General features: G+C 69.3%; 22 protein-coding genes. 13 read left to right on the forward strand and 9 right to left on the reverse strand.

The window, feature by feature from the left end; genetic code table 11:
• The first annotated feature begins 8 nt into the window (after positions 1-8).
• On the forward strand, positions 9-977 hold the full coding sequence (locus tag Q9R02_RS01560; RefSeq protein ID WP_305994880.1) for a GNAT family N-acetyltransferase: 969 nt from the start codon (positions 9-11) through the stop codon (positions 975-977).
• Here Q9R02_RS01560 and Q9R02_RS01565 read toward each other — a convergent pair.
• Together Q9R02_RS01565 and Q9R02_RS01570 are read right to left on the reverse strand one after the other, a co-directional pair.
• A complete protein-coding gene (locus Q9R02_RS01565) occupies positions 967-1,485 on the reverse strand; it encodes a DinB family protein (protein WP_305994881.1) in 519 nt (172 codons plus the stop codon). The two genes, Q9R02_RS01560 and Q9R02_RS01565, sit on opposite strands and share 11 nt — an antisense overlap.
• A 49-nt stretch (positions 1,486-1,534) precedes the next feature.
• Positions 1,535-4,021 carry a DNA gyrase/topoisomerase IV subunit A gene (locus tag Q9R02_RS01570; protein ID WP_305994882.1) on the reverse strand — a complete coding sequence of 829 codons (2,487 nt, stop codon included), beginning with the start codon at positions 4,019-4,021 and terminating at the stop codon, positions 1,535-1,537.
• Between the two features lie 66 nt (positions 4,022-4,087).
• Here Q9R02_RS01570 and Q9R02_RS01575 point away from each other — a divergent pair, with 66 nt between their 5' ends.
• Positions 4,088-6,793 carry a bifunctional acetate--CoA ligase family protein/GNAT family N-acetyltransferase gene (locus Q9R02_RS01575; protein WP_305994883.1) on the forward strand — a complete coding sequence of 902 codons (2,706 nt, stop codon included), beginning with the start codon at positions 4,088-4,090 and terminating at the stop codon, positions 6,791-6,793.
• On the opposite strand, the gene Q9R02_RS01580 is transcribed toward Q9R02_RS01575, so the two are convergent.
• On the reverse strand, positions 6,790-7,008 hold the full coding sequence (locus Q9R02_RS01580; protein ID WP_305994884.1) for a hypothetical protein: 219 nt from the start codon (positions 7,006-7,008) through the stop codon (positions 6,790-6,792). The two genes, Q9R02_RS01575 and Q9R02_RS01580, sit on opposite strands and share 4 nt — an antisense overlap.
• Before the next feature lie 124 nt (positions 7,009-7,132).
• Between Q9R02_RS01580 and Q9R02_RS01585 the strand changes: the two genes are divergently transcribed.
• Positions 7,133-7,867, forward strand: coding sequence for a DUF5998 family protein (locus Q9R02_RS01585; RefSeq protein ID WP_305994885.1), 735 nt, complete (start codon positions 7,133-7,135; stop codon positions 7,865-7,867).
• Positions 7,864-9,063 carry an alkaline phosphatase family protein gene (locus Q9R02_RS01590; RefSeq protein WP_305994886.1) on the forward strand — a complete coding sequence of 400 codons (1,200 nt, stop codon included), beginning with the start codon at positions 7,864-7,866 and terminating at the stop codon, positions 9,061-9,063. Before Q9R02_RS01585 ends, Q9R02_RS01590 begins: the two co-directional genes overlap by 4 nt.
• Before the next feature lie 19 nt (positions 9,064-9,082).
• On the opposite strand, the gene Q9R02_RS01595 is transcribed toward Q9R02_RS01590, so the two are convergent.
• Complete coding sequence (locus Q9R02_RS01595; protein WP_305994887.1) at positions 9,083-9,829, reverse strand: hypothetical protein; 747 nt, start codon at positions 9,827-9,829, stop codon at positions 9,083-9,085.
• A 128-nt stretch (positions 9,830-9,957) separates the two neighbouring features.
• Positions 9,958-11,244, reverse strand: a complete 1,287-nt coding sequence (gene sepH / locus Q9R02_RS01600) for a septation protein SepH (RefSeq protein ID WP_305994888.1) — start codon at positions 11,242-11,244, stop codon at positions 9,958-9,960.
• A 255-nt stretch (positions 11,245-11,499) separates the two neighbouring features.
• On the opposite strand from sepH, the gene Q9R02_RS01605 reads away from it, so the two are divergent.
• Positions 11,500-11,802 (forward strand): DUF4193 domain-containing protein, encoded by a 303-nt coding sequence (locus Q9R02_RS01605; protein ID WP_305995310.1) that lies wholly within the window; start codon positions 11,500-11,502, stop codon positions 11,800-11,802.
• Positions 11,803-11,812: 10 nt separating this feature from the next.
• On the opposite strand, the gene Q9R02_RS01610 is transcribed toward Q9R02_RS01605, so the two are convergent.
• Positions 11,813-12,295, reverse strand: coding sequence for a DUF3093 domain-containing protein (locus tag Q9R02_RS01610; protein WP_305994889.1), 483 nt, complete (start codon positions 12,293-12,295; stop codon positions 11,813-11,815).
• A gap of 118 nt (positions 12,296-12,413) precedes the next feature.
• Here Q9R02_RS01610 and dut point away from each other — a divergent pair, with 118 nt between their 5' ends.
• Genes dut through Q9R02_RS01630 form a run of 4 tightly spaced genes read left to right on the forward strand, consistent with a single transcriptional unit; the run spans position 12,414 to position 14,715 of the window.
• A complete protein-coding gene (dut, locus tag Q9R02_RS01615; protein ID WP_305994890.1) occupies positions 12,414-12,887 on the forward strand; it encodes a dUTP diphosphatase in 474 nt (157 codons plus the stop codon).
• 51 nt (positions 12,888-12,938) lie between these two features.
• Positions 12,939-13,649: a DUF3710 domain-containing protein gene (locus Q9R02_RS01620; RefSeq protein ID WP_305994891.1), complete on the forward strand. Its 711-nt coding sequence runs from the start codon at positions 12,939-12,941 to the stop codon at positions 13,647-13,649.
• Between the two features lie 3 nt (positions 13,650-13,652).
• On the forward strand, positions 13,653-13,979 hold the full coding sequence (locus Q9R02_RS01625) for a single stranded DNA-binding domain-containing protein (RefSeq protein ID WP_305994892.1): 327 nt from the start codon (positions 13,653-13,655) through the stop codon (positions 13,977-13,979).
• Positions 13,980-14,004: 25 nt separating this feature from the next.
• Positions 14,005-14,715 carry a DUF3159 domain-containing protein gene (locus Q9R02_RS01630; RefSeq protein ID WP_305994893.1) on the forward strand — a complete coding sequence of 237 codons (711 nt, stop codon included), beginning with the start codon at positions 14,005-14,007 and terminating at the stop codon, positions 14,713-14,715.
• On the opposite strand, the gene Q9R02_RS01635 is transcribed toward Q9R02_RS01630, so the two are convergent.
• Positions 14,704-14,994, reverse strand: coding sequence for a metal-sensitive transcriptional regulator (locus Q9R02_RS01635; protein WP_305994894.1), 291 nt, complete (start codon positions 14,992-14,994; stop codon positions 14,704-14,706). The two genes, Q9R02_RS01630 and Q9R02_RS01635, sit on opposite strands and share 12 nt — an antisense overlap.
• Before the next feature lie 89 nt (positions 14,995-15,083).
• On the opposite strand from Q9R02_RS01635, the gene Q9R02_RS16570 reads away from it, so the two are divergent.
• Together Q9R02_RS16570 and Q9R02_RS01645 are read left to right on the forward strand one after the other, a co-directional pair.
• On the forward strand, positions 15,084-15,269 hold the full coding sequence (locus tag Q9R02_RS16570; RefSeq protein WP_305994895.1) for a DUF8730 family Cys-rich protein: 186 nt from the start codon (positions 15,084-15,086) through the stop codon (positions 15,267-15,269).
• A gap of 3 nt (positions 15,270-15,272) precedes the next feature.
• Complete coding sequence (locus Q9R02_RS01645; protein ID WP_305994896.1) at positions 15,273-16,970, forward strand: FAD-dependent oxidoreductase; 1,698 nt, start codon at positions 15,273-15,275, stop codon at positions 16,968-16,970.
• Positions 16,971-16,993: 23 nt separating this feature from the next.
• Here the strand turns inward: Q9R02_RS01645 and Q9R02_RS01650 are convergent, their stop codons facing one another.
• The gene (locus tag Q9R02_RS01650) at positions 16,994-17,716 is read right to left on the reverse strand and encodes a potassium channel family protein (protein WP_305994897.1); all 723 of its coding nucleotides are present in this window, start codon (positions 17,714-17,716) and stop codon (positions 16,994-16,996) included.
• Positions 17,713-18,387 (reverse strand): potassium channel family protein, encoded by a 675-nt coding sequence (locus tag Q9R02_RS01655; protein WP_305994898.1) that lies wholly within the window; start codon positions 18,385-18,387, stop codon positions 17,713-17,715. Before Q9R02_RS01655 ends, Q9R02_RS01650 begins: the two co-directional genes overlap by 4 nt.
• 155 nt (positions 18,388-18,542) lie before the next feature.
• On the opposite strand from Q9R02_RS01655, the gene Q9R02_RS01660 reads away from it, so the two are divergent.
• Positions 18,543-20,519 (forward strand): APC family permease, encoded by a 1,977-nt coding sequence (locus tag Q9R02_RS01660; RefSeq protein ID WP_425279188.1) that lies wholly within the window; start codon positions 18,543-18,545, stop codon positions 20,517-20,519.
• A complete protein-coding gene (locus tag Q9R02_RS01665; RefSeq protein ID WP_305994900.1) occupies positions 20,516-21,862 on the forward strand; it encodes a class I SAM-dependent RNA methyltransferase in 1,347 nt (448 codons plus the stop codon). The genes Q9R02_RS01660 and Q9R02_RS01665 overlap by 4 nt, the downstream gene beginning before the upstream one ends.
• Positions 21,863-21,889: the final 27 nt, after the last annotated feature.

Raw genomic sequence — 21,889 nt, forward strand, 5'->3', positions numbered from 1 at the left:
CTGAGCCCATGAACGGTGGACTCGGGGGACTGACCGTACGGGCGCCGCGCGCTGAAGACGTCCCGGCCTGGGCGGGACTGATCGCCAGGATCGGTGAACACGAGCAGCAGAGCTGGTTCGAGAAGGCCGAGGACCTGGAGGCGTTCCTGGCACAGCACGACGCCACGGATGCGATCCTGGCGTTCGACGACGACGGCGTGCCGCGCGCCCACGGGCGCGTCAGCGCCTTGGCGTCGGACGCCGTCGTGCCCACCAGGGGCGGGGTGGATCCGGCCTGGCAGCGGAAGGGCGTGGGCCGTGCGGTGCTGCGCTGGCAGGAGGCCCGCGCCGCCGGGATCATGGCCGGCCGCGGCGTGGCCACCGTGGCCGTCCGCGCGCAGCACGAGGAACGGATCCTGGCTCCGGGGCGGCTCTTCGCCTCGCAAGGGTTCGGCATCGTGCGCTGGTTCAACGAGATGCACCGCGGACTCTCGGCCGGGCTCCCGTCGGAAGCGCTGGACCCGGACTACGAACTTGCCCCGTGGACCGCGGAGTCGGATGAGGAGGTCCGGCTCCTCCACAATGCCGCCTTCGCCCGCCATTGGGGGAGCGAGCCGCGCAGCCCGCAGTCCTGGTCTTTCCGGGTGGGCAATCCGGAGATCAGGCGTCCATGGTGTCTGCTGGTGCGTGAACGTTCCTCCGGTGCGGCCGTCGCCTATCACCTGGCCAGCCACGACCCGGACATCGTGCGCCTGCACGGACGGGCGGAAGGATACACGGAGCTTCTGGGCGTGGATCCGGCCCATCGCGGCCGTGGCCTGGCACGTTTCCTGCTCGCCGAGGCCATGCGCCTCTTCACAGCGGATGGTATGGACACTGCGGCGCTCGACATGGATTCGGGCAACGTCACGGGGGCGCTGGCGCTCTACGAAGGGCTCGGCTACCGGGTGGTGAACCGGGCACCGGTCTGGGAGAAGACGGTTCCCGTCAACCCTTGACGTCGTACAGGTGGTGCGCCAGGTCGTGCAGGAAGTAGGCGCTCAGCGTGGTCACCGTGAATGAAGAGCCGTTGCTGCGCAGGCCGTGGTGCCCCAGAGCCGCCTCCGGGGTCTCGCGGAACGCGCGCGCGGTGAGGGTGGCTTCCTCGCTGATCTGGCGGAGGACCCGCCTCGGGCTTTCCGTCCGGTACTCCTTGGCCACGGCGGTGGCGTCCTGGTCCCAGTTGTCGAAGGCCGCGCCGTCGGTCTGAACCATCAGGTGGAGCCGCTCGCGGAACAGTTCCAGGACGTCACGGACGTGCGCCGCGTACTCCAGCGGCGACCAGGTGCCGTCATCGGGGCGCACAGCGACGTCCTCCCGGTGCAGCACGGCCTCCCAACGGACCGGCTGCTCCAGTACCATCTGGGACACCCGCTCCGGCGTGGTGCCGGCAGGGTCGAAGCCGCAGTCCGGGCACACCCGTTCGGTCACCCAGGTCCAGTCCTTGTTGTCCGGTTCGATCGCCATACTGCCAGCCTACCGCCGAGGGACGAGGCCGGGGAGGCCGGAAGGCGCGTCAGCCCAGGCTCGGGCCGATCGCGTCCACCGACTGGCTGAGCGGGACGCCCGAGCCGTCGCGGCGTCCGTGCTCCTGCGGCAGGGACCGCGCGACGCCGGCGGTGCTGGCTGCCTTGGCCGGGCCGTGGCCCGCCCACGCGAGCATCAGCCGGTCCTCACCCTTGAGGAAACGGTGGGCGCGGACGCCGCCGGTGGCGCGGCCCTTGGCGGGGAACTCGCTGAATTCGCTGACCTTGGCCGCACCCGGGCTGGTGCCCGGGAGGGCGTCCGCGGTGCCCGCGATGGTGACCACGACGGCGGCCGGGTCGTCTGCGGCGACGACGCCGAAGAAGATCGCCTCGTCGTCGTCGGCCAGTTTGATGCCCGCCATGCCGCCCGCCAGCCGGCCCTGCGGCCGGACCGCCGTGGCAGGCATGCGCAGCAGCTGGCTCGAACGCGCGATGAACACGAGTTCGGAGTCGTCCGGGGACGGAGCCACGGCCAGGACGCGGTCCTTGGGCTTGAGCGTGACAGCCTCCCAGTCCTCCCGGTTCAGTGGGTAGTCCGGCTGAATGCGTTTGACCACGCCCTGCGCCGTGCCGAGAGCCACGACCTCATTGAGCGGGACGATGCCCACCACGGTCTCGCCCTTGGGCAACGGCAGGAACTCCTTGACCGCGACGGCGGTGGACAGATTGGGTGCACCGTTCGGCGCCGGGATCACGGGCAGGTCCACCACCTGCAGGCGGAGCATGCGGCCGAGGCTCGTGACGGCGCCCAGTTCACCACGGGCGGTGCTGCGGACGGCGGAGAGGAGGACGTCGTGCTTGGCGCGGTTCCCAGCGTCGGCGAGCGGATCCGCGGAGTCGGTGCGGGCCATCACTCCGGAGGCGCTCAGCACCACCCAGCAGGGCTCGTCGGCGATCTCCAGGGGCAATTGCTGCGCCGCGGCCTTCTTGCCGGGGGCGGCGGCCGCGGTGACGGCGGCGACAGGTCCGTCCTCCTTCTCCAGGAGCACCGTGCGCCGCGGGGTGCCGTACTGTTCGGCGACCTGGGCCAGTTCGGTGGAGACGACGTCCCGCAGCCGGGCGTCCGAGGCGAGGATCTCCTCCAGCTCGGCGATCTCCCGGCGGAGCTCGTCGCGTTCCTTCTCCAGCTCGATGAGCGAGTACTTGGTCAGCTGCCGCAGCCGCAGTTCCAGGATGTAATTCGCCTGGATCTCGGAGAGGTCGTAGACGGCCATGAGCCGCTCCCGGGCCACTGCGGCCTCGTCGCTGGAGCGGATGATCTGGATGACCTCGTCGATGTCCACGATGGCGATGAGCAGGCCCTCCACCAGGTGGAGGCGGTCCTTCTTCTTGCCCAGCCGGAAGGCGGTGCGCCGGCGCACCACGTCCAGCCGGTGGCCCAGATAGACGTGCAGCAGCTCCAGCAGACCGAGCGTCCGCGGCTGGCCGTCCACCAGGGTGACGTTGTTGATGCCGAAGGAGTCCTCCAGCGGGGTCAGGCGGTAGAGCTGCTGCAGGACGGCCTGCGGGTTGAAGCCGTTCTTCAGCTCGATGACCAGGCGGAGCCCGTTCTGCCGGTCGGTGAGGTCCACCAGGTCGCTGATGCCGGCCAGCTTCTTGGCGTTGACCGCGTCCTTGATCTTCTCGATGACCTTCTCCGGGCCCACCATGTACGGGAGCTCGGTGACCACCAGGCCGGTGCGCCGCGCGGAGAGCTGCTCCACGGAGACCTTGGCCCGGGTCTTGAAGCTGCCGCGCCCGCCGGCGTAGGCGTCGCGGATGCCGTCCAGGCCCACGATCCGGCCGCCGCTGGGCAGGTCCGGGCCGGGGATGAACGTCATGACGGTCTTCAGATCGGCGTCCGGGTGCTCCAGCAGGTGCCGCGCTGCGGCCACCACCTCCACCAGGTTGTGCGGGGCCATGTTCGTCGCCATGCCGACGGCGATGCCGGAAGCGCCGTTGACCAGCAGATTCGGGAACGCGGAGGGGAGGACCTCCGGCTGAGTGAGCTGGTTGTCATAGTTGGGGACGAAGTCCACCACGTCCTCGTCCAAGTGGCCGGTCATGGCCATGGCCGACGGCGCCAGGCGGGCCTCGGTGTAGCGGGGCGCGGCCGGGCCGTCGTCGAGGGAGCCGAAGTTGCCGTGGCCGTCGATCAGTGGCAGGCGCAGGGAGAAGTCCTGGGCCATGCGCACCATGGCGTCGTAGATCGCGGAGTCGCCGTGCGGGTGGAGCTTGCCCATGACCTCGCCCACCACGCGGGCGCTCTTCACATGGCCCTTCTCGGGGCGCAGGCCCATGTCGCTCATCATGTAGAGGATGCGCCGCTGCACGGGCTTCAGGCCGTCCCGGGCGTCCGGGAGGGCGCGGGAGTAGATCACCGAATAGGCGTACTCCAGGAACGATGTCTCCATCTCCGTGGTGACGTCGATCTCGACGATGTTCTCGGTGAATGGTTCAAGGGTCTCAGAACCCCGGGTGGTGGTGCGTCGCGCCATGGATGTACGGAAAACCTCGTGGAAGTGTGCGGCGCGCCCTTTTGGCGCGACGACTACTCTAAGCCTATGGCGCGCGGGGCTGACAATGCTGGATATCCGGACTACTGGGAGGCCGATGTCGTCCTGAGGGACGGAGGCACCGGTCACATCCGGCCGATCGCCCCGTCCGACGCCGAAGCCGTGCAGGCGTTCCACCAGGCCCAGTCCCAGGCCTCCGTCTACCTGCGGTTCTTCAGCTACAAGGCCAAGCTCACGGGCCGGGAACTCAAACGCTTCACCGAAGTGGACCACCGGGACCGGGTGGCGCTGGTCATCACGATCGCCGGCGAGATCGTGGGAATCGCCCGTTACGACCGCCTCGAGGACCCGTCCGAGGCGGAGGTCGCGTTCAACATCTCCGACCGTCACCAGGGCCGGGGCCTCGGCTCCATCCTGCTGGAACACCTGGCCGCGGCCGCGCTGGAGAACGGGATCCGCCGTTTCAGCGCCGAGGTCCTGCCGGAGAACCGCAAGATGCTGGGTGTCTTCGCCGATGCGGGATACGAGGTGAAGCGGCAGTTCGAGAGCGGCGTGGTGCTGGTCGGCTTCGGCATCGACCCCACCGTGAAGTCGAGGGCCGTGATGGAGTCCCGGGAGCACCGGGCCGAGGCGCGCAGCGTGCAGGAGCTCCTGGCCCCCCGTTCTGTCGCCGTCATCGGGGCCAGCCGTCACTGGGGCAAACTCGGCTACGAACTCATGCACCACCTCCGGGAAGGCGGGTTCACGGGTGTGATCCACGCCGTCAATCCTTCCGCTCTCGAAGTGGGCGGCGGACTCAGCCATGGGACCATCGCGGAGGTCCCGGGGCCCGTGGACCTGGCGGTCATCGCCGTCCCGTACGAGGATGTCCTGCGCGTCGTGGACGAGTGTGGCGCCGCCGGCGTGCGCGGCGTCCTGGTGGTCACGGCCGGGTTCGCCGACGACGGCGAGCAAGGTCTCGCGCGGCAGATCGCCCTGGTGCGTCAGGCGAGGGCGTCCGGGATGCGGGTCATCGGCCCGGCCTCGCTGGGCGTGGTGAACACGGACCCGGCCGTCAGCCTGAACGCTTCCATGGCGCCGTCGCTTCCCGCCCCGGGCGGCCTGGGCCTCTTCAGCCAGTCGGCCGCCGTCGGGATCTCCCTCTACGCGACGGCGCAGCGGCGCGGCCTGGGGCTGTCCAGCTTCCTTTCCGCGGGAAACCGGGCTGACGTGTCCGGTAACGATGTCATGCAGTACTGGGAGGACGACCCCCGCACCCGGGCCGTGGGCCTCTTCCTGGAGTCCTTCGGCAACCCGCGCAAGTTCTCCCGGATCGCCAGGCGTCTGGCCCGCAGCAAACCCGTGATCGTGGCGAAGCCCGCCACGATCGGGCTGCGGCTGCCTCCCGGGCACGCGGTCCGGACTACGCAGGCGCCGCCCGCCGCCCTGGACGCCATGCTGCGGCAGGCGGGCGTGATCCGGGTGGAGACCATGGAGGAGCTCCTGGACGTGGCCCAGATCATCGAGGCCCAGCCGCTGCCGGCCGGAAGGCGGCTGGGCGTGGTGGCGAATTCCCTCAGCCTGTCCCGGATCGCCGCGGACACGGCTGAGGGGCATGGGCTGGTGGCCACCGGTGCCGTGGGGGACCTGGCCCTCGACGGCGGCCAGTCAGCCGCACTGGCGGTCGTCCGGAAGGAGGTCCGGGCCATGCTCGGCCGTCCTGATGTGGACAGCGTCCTGGTCTCGCTGCTCCCGGCCCTCGGGCTGGCGCAGGAGGCGCTGATCGCCGAACTGGCCGCCCTGTCGGCGACCTCGGCCAAGCCGCTGCTGACGGTCCTGCCGGGTAACGCGGACCCCGCACAGCGGGTGACCGGCATCCTCGGCGTGGACGGTGACCGGACGGGAGGCCTGCCGTGTTTCGAAAACCACGCCGCGGCGCTGAGCGCGCTCGCCGCCCTGGCCGAGTACGTCCTGTGGCGGTCCGAGGAGAACGGCGTCGTGGAGGAGCCGCCGTCCCTGACGTCTGCGGCGGAGCGTCGCCGCGCCGAGGAGCTGCTGGCGGCGTGGCTCCGCCCCGTGCACGATGAAGGACTGCTGGCGCTGGACCATGAGCAGATGGTGGAGCTGCTGAGCTGTTACGGCATCACGGTGCTCCCGTCACGGCCGTTCGGCACGGTGGCCGAAGCGCAAGCGGCGGCGGAAGAGCTCGGCTGGCCCGTGGCCCTGAAGACCCAGGACCCGATCCTGCGACACCGCCTGGACCTCGGCGGGGTGCGCCTGAACATCCAGGACGCCGAATCCCTGGAGCGCAACATCCACCAGATGCGGTACGTCCTGGCCGATTACGGCGCCGGGGAACTGGAGGTGCAGTCCATGGCCGGGGTCGGGCAGGCCTGCACGGTGCGTGCCATTGAGGACCCTCTCCTGGGACCCGTGGTTGCCTACGGCCTGGCCGGGGACGCCGTGAAGATCCTGGACGACTGGGCGTACCGGGTCCCGCCGCTCAGCCCGGTACAGGCACTGGACTTCGTTCACGCGCCGCGTGCCGCGGTGAAACTGGGCGGTTACGAGGGCCTGCCCGGCGTGGACACGCAGGCGCTCGCGGACCTGCTGCTGAGGGTTGCCGAATTGAAGGACCGGCACCCTGAGGTGGCACTGCTCGAATTCACCCCGGTCCTTGTGGGACGGCGGGGGCTGAACGTGCTCTCCGCCACCGTGCACATCGCTGACGCGCAGCAGCGCACCGACAGTGCCCGCCGGGCGCTGCGGAACTAGCGTCCGGCCTTGGGCGGGCGGGTCGCCACGATGCCCCGAGCCACCAGCAACGCGGCCCCGGAGGCTGCCACGATCGCAGTGGCGTAAGACCACCAGCCCACCGCCGTCAACCCGAGGGTGACGGCGAGGACTGCGACAGGAATGCTGAGCAGGAGCATGGCCAGGCCGTATCCGCGGCGTGACGAGATCTCCCCAGGATCAAGGTCAGGACTCATGCCCGTGAGTCTACCCACGGTTCGCTCCGCGCACGTCCCACCATAGAGATGTTGTGGACATCGATCTTCACCGGACCGGAACCGCCGTTCGCATGTGCCTTCCGGATCTGGGAAAATGGAGTCCATGAGCCAGCCCAGCACCGTGCCGAATGCCCGTGCCCTCACCGCGCTGAAGTCGGCGGTGGACAAGGCCGGGTTCTATCCGCGCCTGGTGTTCGACGTCGTCGAGGACGCCCTGGACGGCCGGGAGCCGCTCGAGCAGCTGGTGCACCTTGAGACCCATTTCGACCGTGCGGAGGTCCGCCGTCATGTGACCGCGCTGGTCCTGACCTCGGACGTCCTGGTGGTCGCCCACGTGGATGACCACCAGCTGGACGAGCAGGGCGAAACCGTGATGGCCCAGGTGTCCACCGAGACGGTTCCCCTGCATCAGATTCGCAGTGTCATCCTCGGCTTCGTGTACGCGCAGCCGCAGGAGTACAGCGGAAAGGAGCAGCCGCGTGAACTCACGCTCTCCATCGCGTGGTCCGGTGGCCGGCGTCTGGACCTCCTCCCCGCCTCGTGCGGCGACCCGCAGTGCGAAGCGGACCACGGACTCAACGGCACCAGCAGCGCGGAGGACATCGTGCTGCGGGTGAGCGCCGAGGCGGACGGTCCCAAGTCACTGAAGCAGGCCCGGCACTTCGCCCATGCCCTGCGCACCGGAAGTACCGGTTCGCGGGTCGGGGAGGCTCCCGAACCCCGTCCCGTCCTCGCCGAGCGCCATCCGGAACCGGCCAGAATGGCGGCGCCGCGCGCACGCGGCCGGCGTTTCGCCGCGCTCTCCGGCCGGTTCGGCGCGCGTTCGCACCGCCAATGACGGGTACGACGACGGCGCTGCCGCCTGTCCCGGGCTACGGCACCAGGAGCATCGCCGAACTTTTGCTCAGCGCGGCCTCGGCGGCCGGCGCGCAGGGCCTGGCCAATCCGCTGAACCTTCCCGCCGCTCCGCGCGTCTGCGTGGTCCTGGTGGACGGCATGGGCGCCCAGCTGCTCAAGCGCCACGCCGCACACGTGCCTTTCCTGCGCTCACTGCTGCAGGACCAGACGCAGAAGGGGCCCCGCCGCCTGGACGCGTCGTTCCCCAGCACCACGGCCAGTTCGCTGGCGAGCCTGGGCACCGGACTGCCGCCCGGCGCTCATGGCATGGTCGGCTATGACGTCCTGGACCCGGCTCAGGGCAAGGTGGTCAACCAGCTGGGCAATTGGGACGGCAGGGTCGACCCCTTGGCCTGGCAGCCGCACCCCACCGTGTTCGAGCGGGCGGCGGCCTCCGTCGCCGTGCACACGGTGAGCCTGCCGCGCTTCGAGACGTCCTCCATGACCATGGCGGCCCTGAGGGGCAGCCGCTTCCACGGCTCCGGCGGACTTGCCGGACGGATCGGCGCCGCCGTGGACGCTCTTCAGCAGCCCGGACTGGTGTACTTCTACATCAATGAGCTGGACAAGGCCGGACACCGGTACGGCGTCGACGCTCCGGAGTTCCTCAGCGCCCTCGAAGAGGTGGACTTCACGCTGCGGCAGCTCGCCGCCCGCCTTCCGCTGGGCACACTCATCCTGACCTCGGCCGACCACGGCATGATGGATGTGCCGCGCAGTGGACGGATCGACTATTCCTCGGACCCGGCCCTGGTGGAGGGCGTCCGGCACACGGCGGGGGAGCCGCGGATGCTCCACTTGCATGTGGAGGACGGAACAGATCCGGCAGGCGTCCTGGACGCCTGGCGGGACCGCTTCGGGGACAAGATCTGGCTGCTGGAGAAGGCACAGGCCGTCGAAGCGGGATACTTCGGACCCGTCTCAGAGTCCGTCCTGCCCCGGATCGGGGACGTCCTGGTGCTCGCTCGTGAGGAGGTCGCCTTCTTCGACCTGCGCCGGGTCCGGCCGGAAGCCATGGAGATGGTGGGGCAGCACGGCTCGCTCACCCGCGCCGAACGTGAGGTCCCGCTCCTGATCTGCGAAGCGACAGGGCCTCGGGCCGGAACCCCCAAGGGGAACAAGACACGACGCCGCTGAAGCCGGTCCCACGGCCCGGTCAGAAGGGAGTGCTGATGATCGTGTGGGTCAGAGCCCCGCTGGGGAGCAGGAACCACTCCAGCGTGCCGTGCGTCAGTCCGGTGTCGAGCTCGACGTAGTATCCGGTGACGTGTTGGCCGGGGCGCAGGACAAACGGGAAATGCAGCAGATAACTTTGATCGATGCAGTTAACGCGGACGGGATAGTAGGGCAGCTGGACATAGCTTCCGTCGGGCTTGCGTACCGCGAAGCTTGCGGAAACGAGGGTGGAACCGTGACCCTGGCTGTCGGCGGTGATGTCCACCATGACACCGAGGTAGCCACCGTTCCGCGAAGGGAACGGATTGCCGGTGGTGCATTTGATCCCAGGCTGGACGCTCGTGATGGTGACCGTGAGCGATGACTCCTGGACTTCGCCAGCGGGAGGGAGCACCCGGAACGGTTCGCCGATCTGCCGGATCACAGGCTGTGAATCCGTTGGACCGATCGATTCCGGGGAGGTGGGCATCGCCGAATCGGGCGCCGGTGAACCCGTCAGATTCGGAGCTGAAGAGGCGGGCTCCGAGGCGCTGGCAAGGCTTGGTGTCTGCGACGGGCCGGAGGCCGCCGTCCCCGGCGTCGCGGGCGGTCCGGAACAACCGCTCAAGGTCATCGCGAAACATGCGGAGACGATGGCGGCGATGGATCTGCCGCGAGACAGGCGGCCACGGACTGCCGGACGAGCAGCATTGAGAACCTCCACGGCAACCGAATTGACCGCCTTCATGATTCCTCCCACGGCTCTCGCCGTACGCAATCCTGGCGGTACAGTACACCTGGCCTCACCGTTGCACAAGAGACTGCGGCATCATCGTCACGGCGCCGGCAAGGCCGGGCCGCGGCGGGAAGTAGTGCCTAGCCGTCGCCCTTGGTACCGAAGACGATCTCGTCCCAGCTGGGAATGCTGCGGCGCTTGGCGGCGGGCTTCTCCACTGGCTTGTGCTCATGCTCAGAAGCCTGAGCCTCCCGGGCTTCCCTGGCCTCCCGCTCGGCGGTAGCCCGTTCGAAGTCGCGAGGGTCCTTGTGGAAGCTTGCTCCGCGCATCGCGGAACGCTGCCGGGGAATGGGCTTCTCCTGGGTATCCGAGTTGGCGAAGATCTCATCCGCCAGGCTCGGGCCCTCGGCGGGCGTGGGCGTGGGCGCGGGTGCCGGCGGGACGATCCGGATCTCCCGGGTGTGGGTGCTGATGCCGTCCTCGAGGGACAGGCCGTCCTCAGGCTCCTCACGCTCCGGAAGAGCCAGCTTCAGCCGGCGTGATTCCTCGGCCTCGGCCGTCTCCTCCCCGCCCGGGCGCGGGTGTGCGGCCGGGATGCCCTGGGTGAGCAGCAGGGCCAGGGCGTCGTCGCCCTCTTCGTCCACGCCCAGCCGCTGACCACGGCGGGAGTTCAGCAGATCCAGGAGTCCCTCGGCGTCGCGGACCGAGCGGTCCGCGTCCTCGGGGGCATCGGCTTCCACATCGAACGGGCTGTCCCGCACCGCGGACAGGCGACGGCTGCTCCAGGGATTGTCGGCATGAAGCTCCAAGGGCTCCAGTTCGCTCAGGTGCTGTGCCCAGCGGTTGGCGTTCTGAAGTGACCGGGTGATCGGGGAGTACGTCCAGCGGGCCGGGGGCTCTTCGCCGAGCCGTCCGGTGAACCCCTCCGGGAGATCGAAGTACGCCACCACCTCCCACTGGCCGTGCCCGGTCTTGTGCGAGTCCCAGTTCAGGCTCGCGATGGCGACCCCGAGCTGACGCAGGCGGTGCTCCACCATCTCGCCCAGGAAGGCGCGATCCTGGCCGAAGGCGCTGCGGTACCCCTCGCCGTCGTCCAGATGCCCGGGGACTTCGACGCCGCGGGCCTGCGCGGCGATGTGCTCGCGTTCGGCCAGCACAGGGCCTTCGTAGCGGCGGACGCTCGCCAGGGGGAGGCCGGACTCCTCGGCAACTTCCTCGGCCGTGGCGCCGGAACGGATCCGGGCCTGGATGTCCCGGGGACTGAGGGACGCCTTAGGAGCGTCTTTGGCGGAGGGCCGGGCGGCCGCGCGCGCGATGGCGCGCCGAAGCGCCTCGTCCAGGGGCAGACTGTACTGCTCCCCGTTGGAGTCGCTGAGCAAGAGGCGATCACCGTCGTCGTGAACTCCCAGCAGCCTCAGCTCCTGCATCCTGAAACCTCCACTGTGTGCTGTACCGTCATGCGAAACTCTGCCACCTCCGTCCCGGGATGAGGGTCAGCCGGGAGGGCGCGCCGCGAATTTTCCCTGTCGCGATTGGATTTGGAGCGGAATCTGAGCCAGAATCGGGCCCGTGTGCCCTGCCCGGGCACAAAACTGGAGCCTGTGACGTTGTGCAAGAGTTCCCGGCCGCCACCAGCGGAACCGGGCCACGTCAATCGATTCTCACGAGGGGGAATGACAACCATGGCCACCGACTACGACGCGCCTCGCAAGACCGAGGAGGACCGCGCCAACGAGTCGCTCGAGGTGCTTCAGACCACGCACCGTGCCGACGGCAAGTCGGCGGTGGTCGACGAGGATGAGGCCGATCTGGCGGATTCGTTCGAACTGCCCGGTGCCGACCTCTCCCATGAGGAGCTTCAGGTCACCGTGCTGCCGGAGCAGTCCGACGAGTTCACCTGTGCCTCCTGTTTCCTGGTCCGGCACCGTTCGCAGATCGCCCGGGAGAAGGACGGCCTGGCGTACTGCGTGGATTGCGAGGGCTGAGCCGCCCGGTTCAGGAGGCCAGTGCCGCCAGCAACTGCTGGGGCCGGCGGGTGGAGAAGAGCCAGTACGGGGTGCTGTCCTCCGGGTCCAGGACCTCGATCCGGACCACCGGGTCCACCCAGCCGCGCAGGCACAGATAGGCCAGGCCGTTCAGACGGGGGCCGCGTTCCTGGAACGCCTCGTCCCCGCTGAACGCCTGGGCCGCGCCCAGGAAGGAGCGCTCGATGACGGCCTTGCCGGCGCGGAGGTGGGTTTCCGTCACCTCGATCCGCGGGGTACTGGCGTAGAGCGCGAAGCCCTGCGCCAGGAAAAGCACCACGGCCGCGGCGATGCCGTAGCCCCAGCCGATGGGCGCCAGGACCAGGATCCCGGCGAGGGACAGAACCAGGACGATCATCCAGGCACCCAGCCCGGGCCACAGGCGCTCGGAATACAGGGGCTGGACCGGGGACGTACCGGAAGGCGCGGCGGAGCCGGGGCGGGATTCGGGCATGATCCAAGCTTGACACCTTTCCCTGGGCATTACCTATTCGGGCCGCGTACTAGCGCCCAGTACGCTCCCGCCCTTCGCTTCGCTCAGTGCGGGGCCCTCGCGTACTAGGCTTAGGCGGGTGACTGAAGCCCAACCGCACACTCTGGATGTTGAACTGCACATGCTCGACGACGGCCTGGAGCCGCCGTCGTACGCTCACCCCGGCGACGCCGGAGCCGATCTGCGGGCCCGCGTGGACGTCCGGCTGGAGCCGGGGGAGCGCCGCATGGTCCCGACCGGTGTGTCCATCGCGCTGCCGTTCGGCTACGCCGCTCTCATCCACCCGCGGTCCGGGCTGGCCACGAAGCACGGCCTGAGCATCGTGAACGCCCCCGGGACCGTGGACGCCGGTTACCGGGGCGAGATCGCTGTCACGCTGGTCAACCTGGACCGCGAGGAGGCGATCGAGCTTCGCCGCGGCGATAGAATCGCCCAGATGGTGATCCAGCGCGTGGAGCACGCGCGCTTCGTGCCCGTCCAGGAACTCCCGGACTCGGTCCGGGGCGCCGGCGGATTCGGATCCACCGGCGGTTTCGCCACCGCAACGGCCTGAAAGCACGTCAAGACCAAGCTGACGCCACGGCGTCCCACGAGGAGAACCCGCATGTTGTTCGGTAGGTCCCGCAAGACGGAACGCGAGTCCGAGGATGTCCTCGGCCCCCGGGAGATCGAGATCCAGGACCAGGACACCGAGGGCCGTGCCGAGAGCGGCCCCTTCGACGTGTCCGAGGTCGGCGACCGCGAGGGTTATGTGGACCTCGGCGCTGTGCTGATCTCGCCCCGCCCGGGGCTCGAGCTGCGCCTGGAGGTCGAAGAGACCTCACAGCGCGTGGTCGCAGTGACCCTTGACCTGGGCGATTCGTCCGTGCAGGTGCAGGCATTCGCCGCGCCGCGTTCGGAAGGCCTCTGGGACGAGATCCGCGAACAGATCGCAGAATCGGTCCGCAGCCAGGGCGGCCAGGCGGACCAGATGGACGGTTCGCTCGGCACTGAACTCATCGCGAGCGTCCCTGCCGAAGCTCCGGACGGAGGCCGGGGCTACCGCGTGGCCCGTTTCGTCGGCGTCGACGGGCCTCGCTGGTTCCTGCGTGGCGTCTTCAGTGGCCCGGCTGCCATCCAGCAGGACGCGGCCACGGAACTCGAGGAGCTGTTCCGCGCTCTCGTGGTGGTCCGCGGGGAGAGCCCGATGCCGCCGCGGGAGCTTCTCCCGCTCACGATGCCCACCATGCCGCAGGAGACCGCTGGGGAGCCCGGCGATCCACAGCAGGGGCTGCAGGCGCCGGAACGCGGCCCCGAGATCACCGAGATCGGCTGATACGTGCCCTCACCCAACATCCCGGGACACGGACCCGTGGCCCGGGTCCGCGGTGAGTGGATGGGCCGGATCTCCTCGATCACCCACGAGCCCCGCTCCGCTGTGCCGCGTTTCACGGCGAGGCTCGGCGAGGTCTCCGGGCCGGCGTTGCCGGTGCCTGAGGGCGGGCAGCCGCCGCTCGACATCAGACTTCTCTGGCTCGGCCGCCGGCGTGTCGGCGGGATCCAGCCCGGGTCCACCCTGAGGGTGTCCGGGATGCTCGCCTCCCGCAGCGGACTCGCCACCATCATCAACCCCGCGTACGAGATCATCTCCGCACCCCAGAGCTGACCCGCACATCGAAGGAGCCCACCCCATGAGCAGCCAGGAGCAGGACGCCCCCCGCCCGGACGCGGAGAGCCTGGCCCGGAGCGTCGCGGAGGCCGCGGGCCTTCACCGGCACGAAGACGGGCGGGTCAACCTGCTGAAGACCGCGGGAGGCTGGCAGGGTATCGCGGAGAGCATCCTGCCCGGTCTGGTGTTCCTGGTGGCATACACCGCGACGCAGTCGCTGCCCCTTGCGCTGGTGCTTTCGCTCGCGCCCAGCGTGGTGTTCGCCATCGTCCGGCTCGTGCAGCGGCAGAGGCTGACCATGGCGCTGGCGGGTGTGGTCGGTGTGGGCATCTCGGCCTGGCTGGCGCAGAGCACCGGCAACGCGTCCAACTACTATGTGCCGGGGTTCTTCACCAACGGGGCCTACCTGCTGGCGCTCGTGATCTCCATCCTGGTGAAGTGGCCCCTGGCCGGCCTCCTCTTCGGATTCCTCCGCAATGAGGGCGTGCATTGGCGTCAGGACACGGTCCGATACCGGCGCTACGCAGTGGCCACCTGGGTGATCATCGGCATCTTCGCATTGCGGCTGGCCGTCCAGCTGCCGCTGTACTTCCTGGGCGACGCCGGCCTTCCGGCACTGGGGACCACCCGGCTCATCATGGGCACGCCGCTCTACGTCCTCGGCCTCTGGCTGGCGTGGCTGCTCAGCCGCCCGGCGCCGGCCGGAGAGAGCGCCGACGGTTCAGGCGAGTGACAGGAAGAGCTTCTCCAGCTCTTCCGGATCACTCGCTCCTTCGGTTCCCGGATCCGCCATGCACTCCCTGAGCGCCGTCGAGATGACCAGGAAACCGGCCCGGTCCAGGGCCTTCGACACGGCGGAGAGCTGCTGAACCACGTCGCGGCACGCCGCGTCGCCTTCCACTGCCGCGATGACGGCGGCCAGCTGCCCGTGCGCGCGCCGGAGCCTGTTGACGACCTTCCGTTTGGCGTCCGGATCATGTGCGACGCCGGATCCGGCAGGGCTGTCCGTCATGCTTCCTCCTTCACGTGAACTTGACATCCAGGATACCCCCTCCAGTATCTTCGAAATACCCCCAGGAGTATTTTGAGAACGGAGAACCCATGTGCAGGGCAGTGAAGTGCGCGGTGTGCGGCAAGACGACGTGGTCCGGATGCGGCGAACATGTCGCCGCCGTCAAGTCTGGCGTCGCGGTCACCCAGTGGTGCGATGGACGGCATTCCGCGGCTGAGCGCGCGGAGGCTACCACCGGCCGTGGAGGCCTCTTCGCCCGGATTTTCGGGCGCTGAGCGATGGTGTCATCGGATGGCGCCGGAGCGCCCACGAAGTTCGTCATCGTCGGCGGGGTGGCCGCGGGCATGAGTGCCGCGGCGAGGGCGCGTCGGCTCGACGAACGCGCCGAGATCACGGTGCTGGAGCGCGGCGAGTACGTCTCCTTCGCCAATTGCGGGCTGCCCTACTACGTCGGAGGTGAGATCGCGGAGCGGGACCAGCTGGTGCTGCACACCCCGCTCACCCTGAAGGCGGCCTTGAACATCGACGTACGCCTCGGGCACGAGGTGACCGGACTCGACTCCGCGTCTCGGACCGTGACGGTCAAGAACGCGGAAGGCAGTCATGAGCTCGCCTATGACGCACTGATCCTCACGCCTGGTGCCACAGCGCTCCGGCCGTCGATCCCCGGTCTCGACTCGCCCAGGGTGCGCACGCTGCGGACCGTCGACGACGCCGTCGCGCACCGTGCGGCCGTCACCGGCGGCGCGGCGAAGGCCGTCATTCTCGGGGCCGGCTTCATCGGCGTCGAGGCGGCTGAGGCGCTCCGGCTGCAGGGCCTGGACGTGAGCCTGGTCGAACTCGCTCCTCACGTCCTGCCGCCGCTGGAGCGGGAGATGGCCGCTCCTGTGGCCGCCGAACTGTGCGGGATGGGCATCGGACTGCATGAGGGCGTCGTGGCCGAGGCGATCGAGCCAGGCACCACGCACGACACCGTCGTGCTGTCCGATGGCACTCGGCTCGACGCCGATCTCGTGGTGCTCTCCGTCGGAGTCCGGCCCGACACCGCGGTGTTCGAAGGGGCCGGCGTGGAGTGCGAGCGGGGCGCGATGATCGTGGACGAGCACGGCCGCACGAACCTTCCCGGCGTGTATGCCGCCGGGGACGCCGTGGTGCAGCAGGACCGCGCCAGCGGGCTCCGGCGCCCCGTCCCGCTGGCCGGCCCCGCGAATCGGGCGGGGCGGCTGATCGCGGATCACATTCTCCGGCCCGCACACGCACGTCCGATTCCGGCGCCGGTGGGCACCGCCATCGTGAGGGTGGGGAGTCTGACCGTCGCCATGACGGGCGGCAACGCCGTCTCCCTCGACCGGGCCGGCATCTCCTACCGGACGCTTCATCTGCATCCGGCGCATCACGCCTCCTATTTCCCCGGAGCCGCACAGATGTCCCTGGTGCTGCATGTGCGCGCCGAGGACGGTCTGCTGCTCGGCGCCCAGGGCGTGGGCACCGCCGGCGTCGACAAGAGGATCGACGTGCTCGCGACGGCGCTGCGCGCCGGATTCACCGTGGATGAGCTGATCGACCTGGATCTCGCCTACTCGCCCGTGTACGGGAGCGCCAAGGACCCGGTCAACCTTGCCGGGATGATCGGCCAGAACGTGGGTGAGGGGACTCTGCGGCTCCGGTACGCGCAGGACTGGGAAGCCCTGCGGAACGAGGTGTTGATCCTGGACGTCCGCAGTCCGGAAGAGTTCGCCGCCGGTCACTTCCCCGGGGCGGTCAACATCCCGCACACCGAGTTGCGGGACCGCCTGGACGAGGTCCGTTCGGCCGCGGGCGGCCGTGCGGTGCGGGCACTGTGCGGTTCGGGGGTCCGTTCCCACATCGCGCACCGTGTGCTCAGTCAGGCGGGCTTCGACTCGGCGTCGCTGTCCGGGGGCATGCTCACGGCGCGGGCCGTGCTGTCGTCAGAGCTGTTCGAGGCTGCCCGCTGACACAGCGGGCTACCGGGCCGGCGTCAGCCGTCGAAGCCGTCGTCCGCGGCGGGGGCCGGAGCGTCCTCGGTCGCGGTGCCGGGCATGTGGGCCGCGGACAGGAGTCCGCGCAGCTCATCCTCGGCGGCCAGAGTGGTGACGAAGAACAACTCGTCGCCGCCCTCGATGACGTCGTCCCGGCTCGGCGTGATCGGCGCCTGATCCCGCAGGATGGCCACGAGGCTCGCATCCTGCGGCCAGTCGATCGCGCCGACGGTGGCTCCGATGAATGCGGCGTCGTACGGCACGGTGAACTCGACCAGGGAGGACACCCCGGCCTGGAGGGTCAGGAGGCGGACCACGTCACCGATCTCCACGGCCTCCTCGACCAGGGCGGTCATGAGCTGCGGGGTGTTGACGGCCACGTCGACTCCCCAGGAGTCGTCGAACATCCAGCCGTTCTTCGGATTGTTCACCCGGCCCACCGTCCGGCTGACGCCGAACTCGGTCTTGGCCAGGAGGGAGACCACCAGGTTGACCTTGTCGTCACCCGAGGCGGAGACGACGACGTCGGCGTCGTTCAGGCGCGCTTCCTTCAGGACGCTCAGCTCGCAGGCGTCGCCGATCAGCCACTGCGCGCCGGGCAGGCCACTGCGGCCGATCACCTCCGGCTTGAGATCGATGAGCAGGACTTCGTGGCCGTGGCCCAGGAGTTCGCGGGCGATGGAACCGCCGACGCTTCCGGCTCCGACGATGACGACTTTCACTCTGCTTCCTTCACGGGTGCCTTGGACAGGATGCGGGTCACGGCGTCCAGCCGCTCCACGGGGACGATCGCATGCAGGGTGTCGCCCTCCTGGAACCGGGAGTCCGGCGTGATCATGACGCCTTCGCCGAAGCGCGTCAGATACGCCACGCGGATCTCCGTGGCAGCCTCCACCGTGGCCAGGGGGTGACCTTCCCAGCCGTGGTCCAGCGCCAGTTCGGTGAGCACCAGCCGGCCGGACGGCTCACGGAAGTCGCCGGTGATGGCCTGTTCGGGAAGGATACGACGGAGCACCTGATCGGCGCTCCAGCGGACCGCGGCGACCGTGGGGATGCCCAGGCGCTGGTAGATCTCGGCCCGGCCGGGATCGTAGATCCGGGCGACGACGTGGGGGACGTGGTACGTCTCGCGGGCTACGCGAGTGGCCAGGATGTTGGAATTGTCGCCGCTGGAGACCGCCGCGAAGGCGTAGGCGTCCTCGACGCCGGCGTGCTTGAGCGTGTCCCGGTCGAAGCCCACGCCGGTGACCTTCCGGCCCTGGAAACCACTGCGCAGGCGGCGGAAGGCCCGTTCGTCCTGGTCGATGATGGCCACGCTGTGGCCGGAATCCTCCAGGGTGTGGGCGAGGGTGGCCCCTACGCGCCCGCAGCCCATGATGACGAAGTGCGCCACGAACCAATTCCTTAATGTCTGCAGGATGCCCTGGAACGCATCCGGGGCGGATCACACACCAATCTATCCGGTGTGGGCCCGGAGCCGGGTATCGCACGGCCGTCGCGGGCGGAGCCGCCATGACACGGGGCGGCCGCGCAGACTACCGTAGTCAGGTGCTGTCACTTCTGAACGCGGTCAAGCGGGTGATCGTGGGCCGGCCGTTCCGCAACGACCGTCTGAGCCACACGCTCCTGCCCAAGCGCATCGCGCTGCCGATCTTCGCCTCGGACGCCCTGTCGTCCGTGGCCTACGCCCCGGACGAGATCCTCCTGACGCTGGCCCTGGCCGGCGTCTCCGCCGTCACCTTGTCGCCATGGGTCGGTCTCGCCGTCGCCGTCGTGATGCTCACGGTGGTCGCGTCCTACCGCCAGAACGTACACGCCTACCCGTCCGGCGGTGGCGACTATGAGATCGCCAACGTCAACCTCGGAAAGTTCGCAGGCCTGACCGTGGCGTCGGCGCTCCTGGTGGACTACGTGCTCACCGTCGCGGTGTCCATGTCCTCGGCGGCCAACTATCTGACCACCGCGGTCCCCGCGCTGCACGGCCAGCAGGCGCTCATCGCGACGGTCGGCGTCGTCGTGCTGGCGCTGGTCAACCTCCGCGGCATCAAGGAGGCCGGCACGGTCTTCGCCGTCCCCACCTACGTCTTCATGGCCTCCATCATCGGCATGTCCGTGGTCGGCGTCATCCAGGCCGTGACGGGGACCCTGGGCCGGGCAGAATCGGCCGGTTTCGAGATCATCCCGGAGGCGCACTTCGATCAGGGCCTGGTGGGCCTGGCGGGTGCTTTCCTTCTCCTGCGGGCGTTCTCCTCCGGCGCCGCCGCACTGACGGGTGTGGAGGCCATCAGCAACGGTGTGCCCAACTTCAAGAAGCCCAAGAGCAAGAACGCCGCCACCACGCTGCTCATGCTCGGCGTCATCGCCACCACCATGCTCGCGGGCATCCTCTTCCTGGCCAGCGCCACGGGCGTCCACATCGTCCAGGACCCGGCCACGGAGTTCCTGCTGAATGGCAAGCCCCTCCCGGACGGCTACATCCAGAACCCGGCCATCAGCCAGATCGCCCGGACCGTGTTCGGCGCGGGCTCCATCCCGTTCTACATCGTGGTGGCCGCCACGGGCGTCATCCTGGTGTTCGCCTCCAACACGGCCTTCAACGGCTTCCCGGTGCTCGGCTCGATTCTGGCCCAGGACGGCTATCTGCCGCGCCAGCTTCGCACCCGTGGCGACCGCCTGGCCTTCAGCAACGGCGTGCTCGCCCTGGCGGCTGGAGCGCTGGTCCTGATCATCTCGTTCAACGCCGACGTCACCAAGCTGATCCAGCTCTACATCGTGGGCGTGTTCATCTCGTTCACCGCCAGCCAGCTTGGCATGATCCGGCACTGGGGCCGCGAGCTGAAGAAGGTTCGTGACAAGGGCACCAAGATGCGCCTGATCAAGTCCCGGACCATCAACATGCTCGGTTTCGGCATGACCGCCCTGGTGCTCACCATCGTGCTGGTCACCAAGTTCGAGCAGGGCGCCTGGATCGCCTTGCTGGCCATGTTCGTGCTGTTCCTGATCATGTGGAGCATCCGCGCGCACTATGACAATGTGGCCAAGGAGCTGGCTGTGGATGAGGACTCCGCCCCACGCGCGCTCCCGTCCCGCGTCCACGCCGTGCTGCTCGTCTCGCACGTCCGCAAGCCCGTACTGCGCGCCCTGGCCTACGCCCGGGCGTCCAGGCCCTGGAAGCTGGACGCGGTCATCGTCGACATCGACCACGAAGAGACCGCCCACACCGTCTCCGACTGGGAGAAGCTGGACATCCCGGTCCCGCTGACGGTGCTGGAAAGCCCCTACCGTGAGACGGTCACCCCGATCCTCGAGTACGTGAAGACGATGCGCCGGGACTCGCCCCGTGACCTGATCGTGGTCTACATCCCCGAGTACGTGGTGGGCAAGTGGTGGGAGCAACTGGTGCACAACCAGACAGCCTTGATGATCAAGACCAGGCTCCACTTCGAACCGGGCGTCATGGTGGCGAGCGTGCCGTGGCAGCTCAAGTCCTCCAAGGAAGCACAGCAATTGCAGGAACTCCGGTGAAAGGCACCCCGCTGAACGACTCATCCCAGCTCCTCACCCTGACCCTCGGGCCGGTGGCTCACGGTGGTCACACCGTGGCGCGGCACGACTCCCGCGTCGTGTTCGTCCGTCATGGCCTGCCGGGTGAGGTGGTCACGGTGCGCCTGACCGAATCCGAGCCGTCGGCGCGGTTCTGGCGGGCCGACGTCGTCGACGTCCTGGAGGCGAGCCCCGATCGGCGTGAGCACCCATGGCCTGAAGCGGACGCGCTCCGCGCCGCGCGGCGCGGAGCAGCGCCCGTGGGCGGCGCCGAGTTCGGCCACGCGACGCTTCAAGCCCAGCGGCAGCTGAAGTCCGCGGTCCTGGGGGAACAGCTGCGGCGCCTCGCGGGCCTGGACCGGGAGACCGAGGTCGAAGGGGTCGACGACGACGGGCTGGGGCTGCACTGGCGCACCCGCATGGCGTTCGCGGTGACCCAGGACGGCCGCCTGGGTATGCACGCTCACCGTTCGGAGGAGGTCATCCCGGTCCGCTCGATGCCCCTGGCGACCGGTGCGATCGAAGATCTGGCGCTCTGGGACCTGCGCTGGGACGGCATCGCGCGGCTCGAAGTGGCGGCGCCCGCCAATGGCAGCGAACCGCTGGTCGTCCTGTGGCCCAGGGAGGGCCTGCCGGCGAAGGAGCGGGGCAAGGCCCTGAGCCGGGCGGTCGCCCAGCTGCCGGAGGGCGTGTCCGTCTCGTCGATGGATCCGGAGACCTCGCAACTCCTCCGCTGGCGCGGTCGCTCCTGGGTGAAGGAGAGCGTGGCCGGCTTCGAATACCGCGTGACGGGGGAGGGCTTCTGGCAGATCCACCGGAAGGCCCCGGAGACTCTCATGTCCGCGGCGATGGGCTTCCTGCAGGACGGCGGCTTCCTCCGGGAGGGCGCCTCCGTGGCAGACCTCTACGCCGGGGCCGGCCTGTTCACCGCCCCGCTCGCCTCCGCCGTCGGGCCCGCGGGCGCTGTCCTGTCGGTGGAAGGCTCGCCGGGAACCAGCCGCGACGCGCGGAAGAATCTTCACGGGCAACGGCAGGTGGAGATCGTGCAGGGCAAGGTGGAGCGGGTCCTTCGGGCCCGTCCACGCAGGCTCGACGCCCTGATCCTCGATCCGCCGCGCGCCGGAGCCGGCAAGACCGTGGTGCAGCAGCTGGTCCGCTCCGGGCCCGGGGGGATCGCCTACGTCTCCTGTGACCCGGCGTCCTTCGCCCGGGACATCGGCTTCTTCCAGGATTTGGGCTGGGAGATGCGGCAGCTGCGGGCCTTCGACCTGTACCCGAACACGCACCATCTGGAGACGGTCACGCTGCTGACTCCGAGCGCCTGAGCACGCCCTCCGGAGGAGCCGGGGAGC

The organism is Arthrobacter horti (genome assembly GCF_030731045.1).
GTDB lineage: Bacteria > Actinomycetota > Actinomycetes > Actinomycetales > Micrococcaceae > Arthrobacter_E > Arthrobacter_E nanjingensis.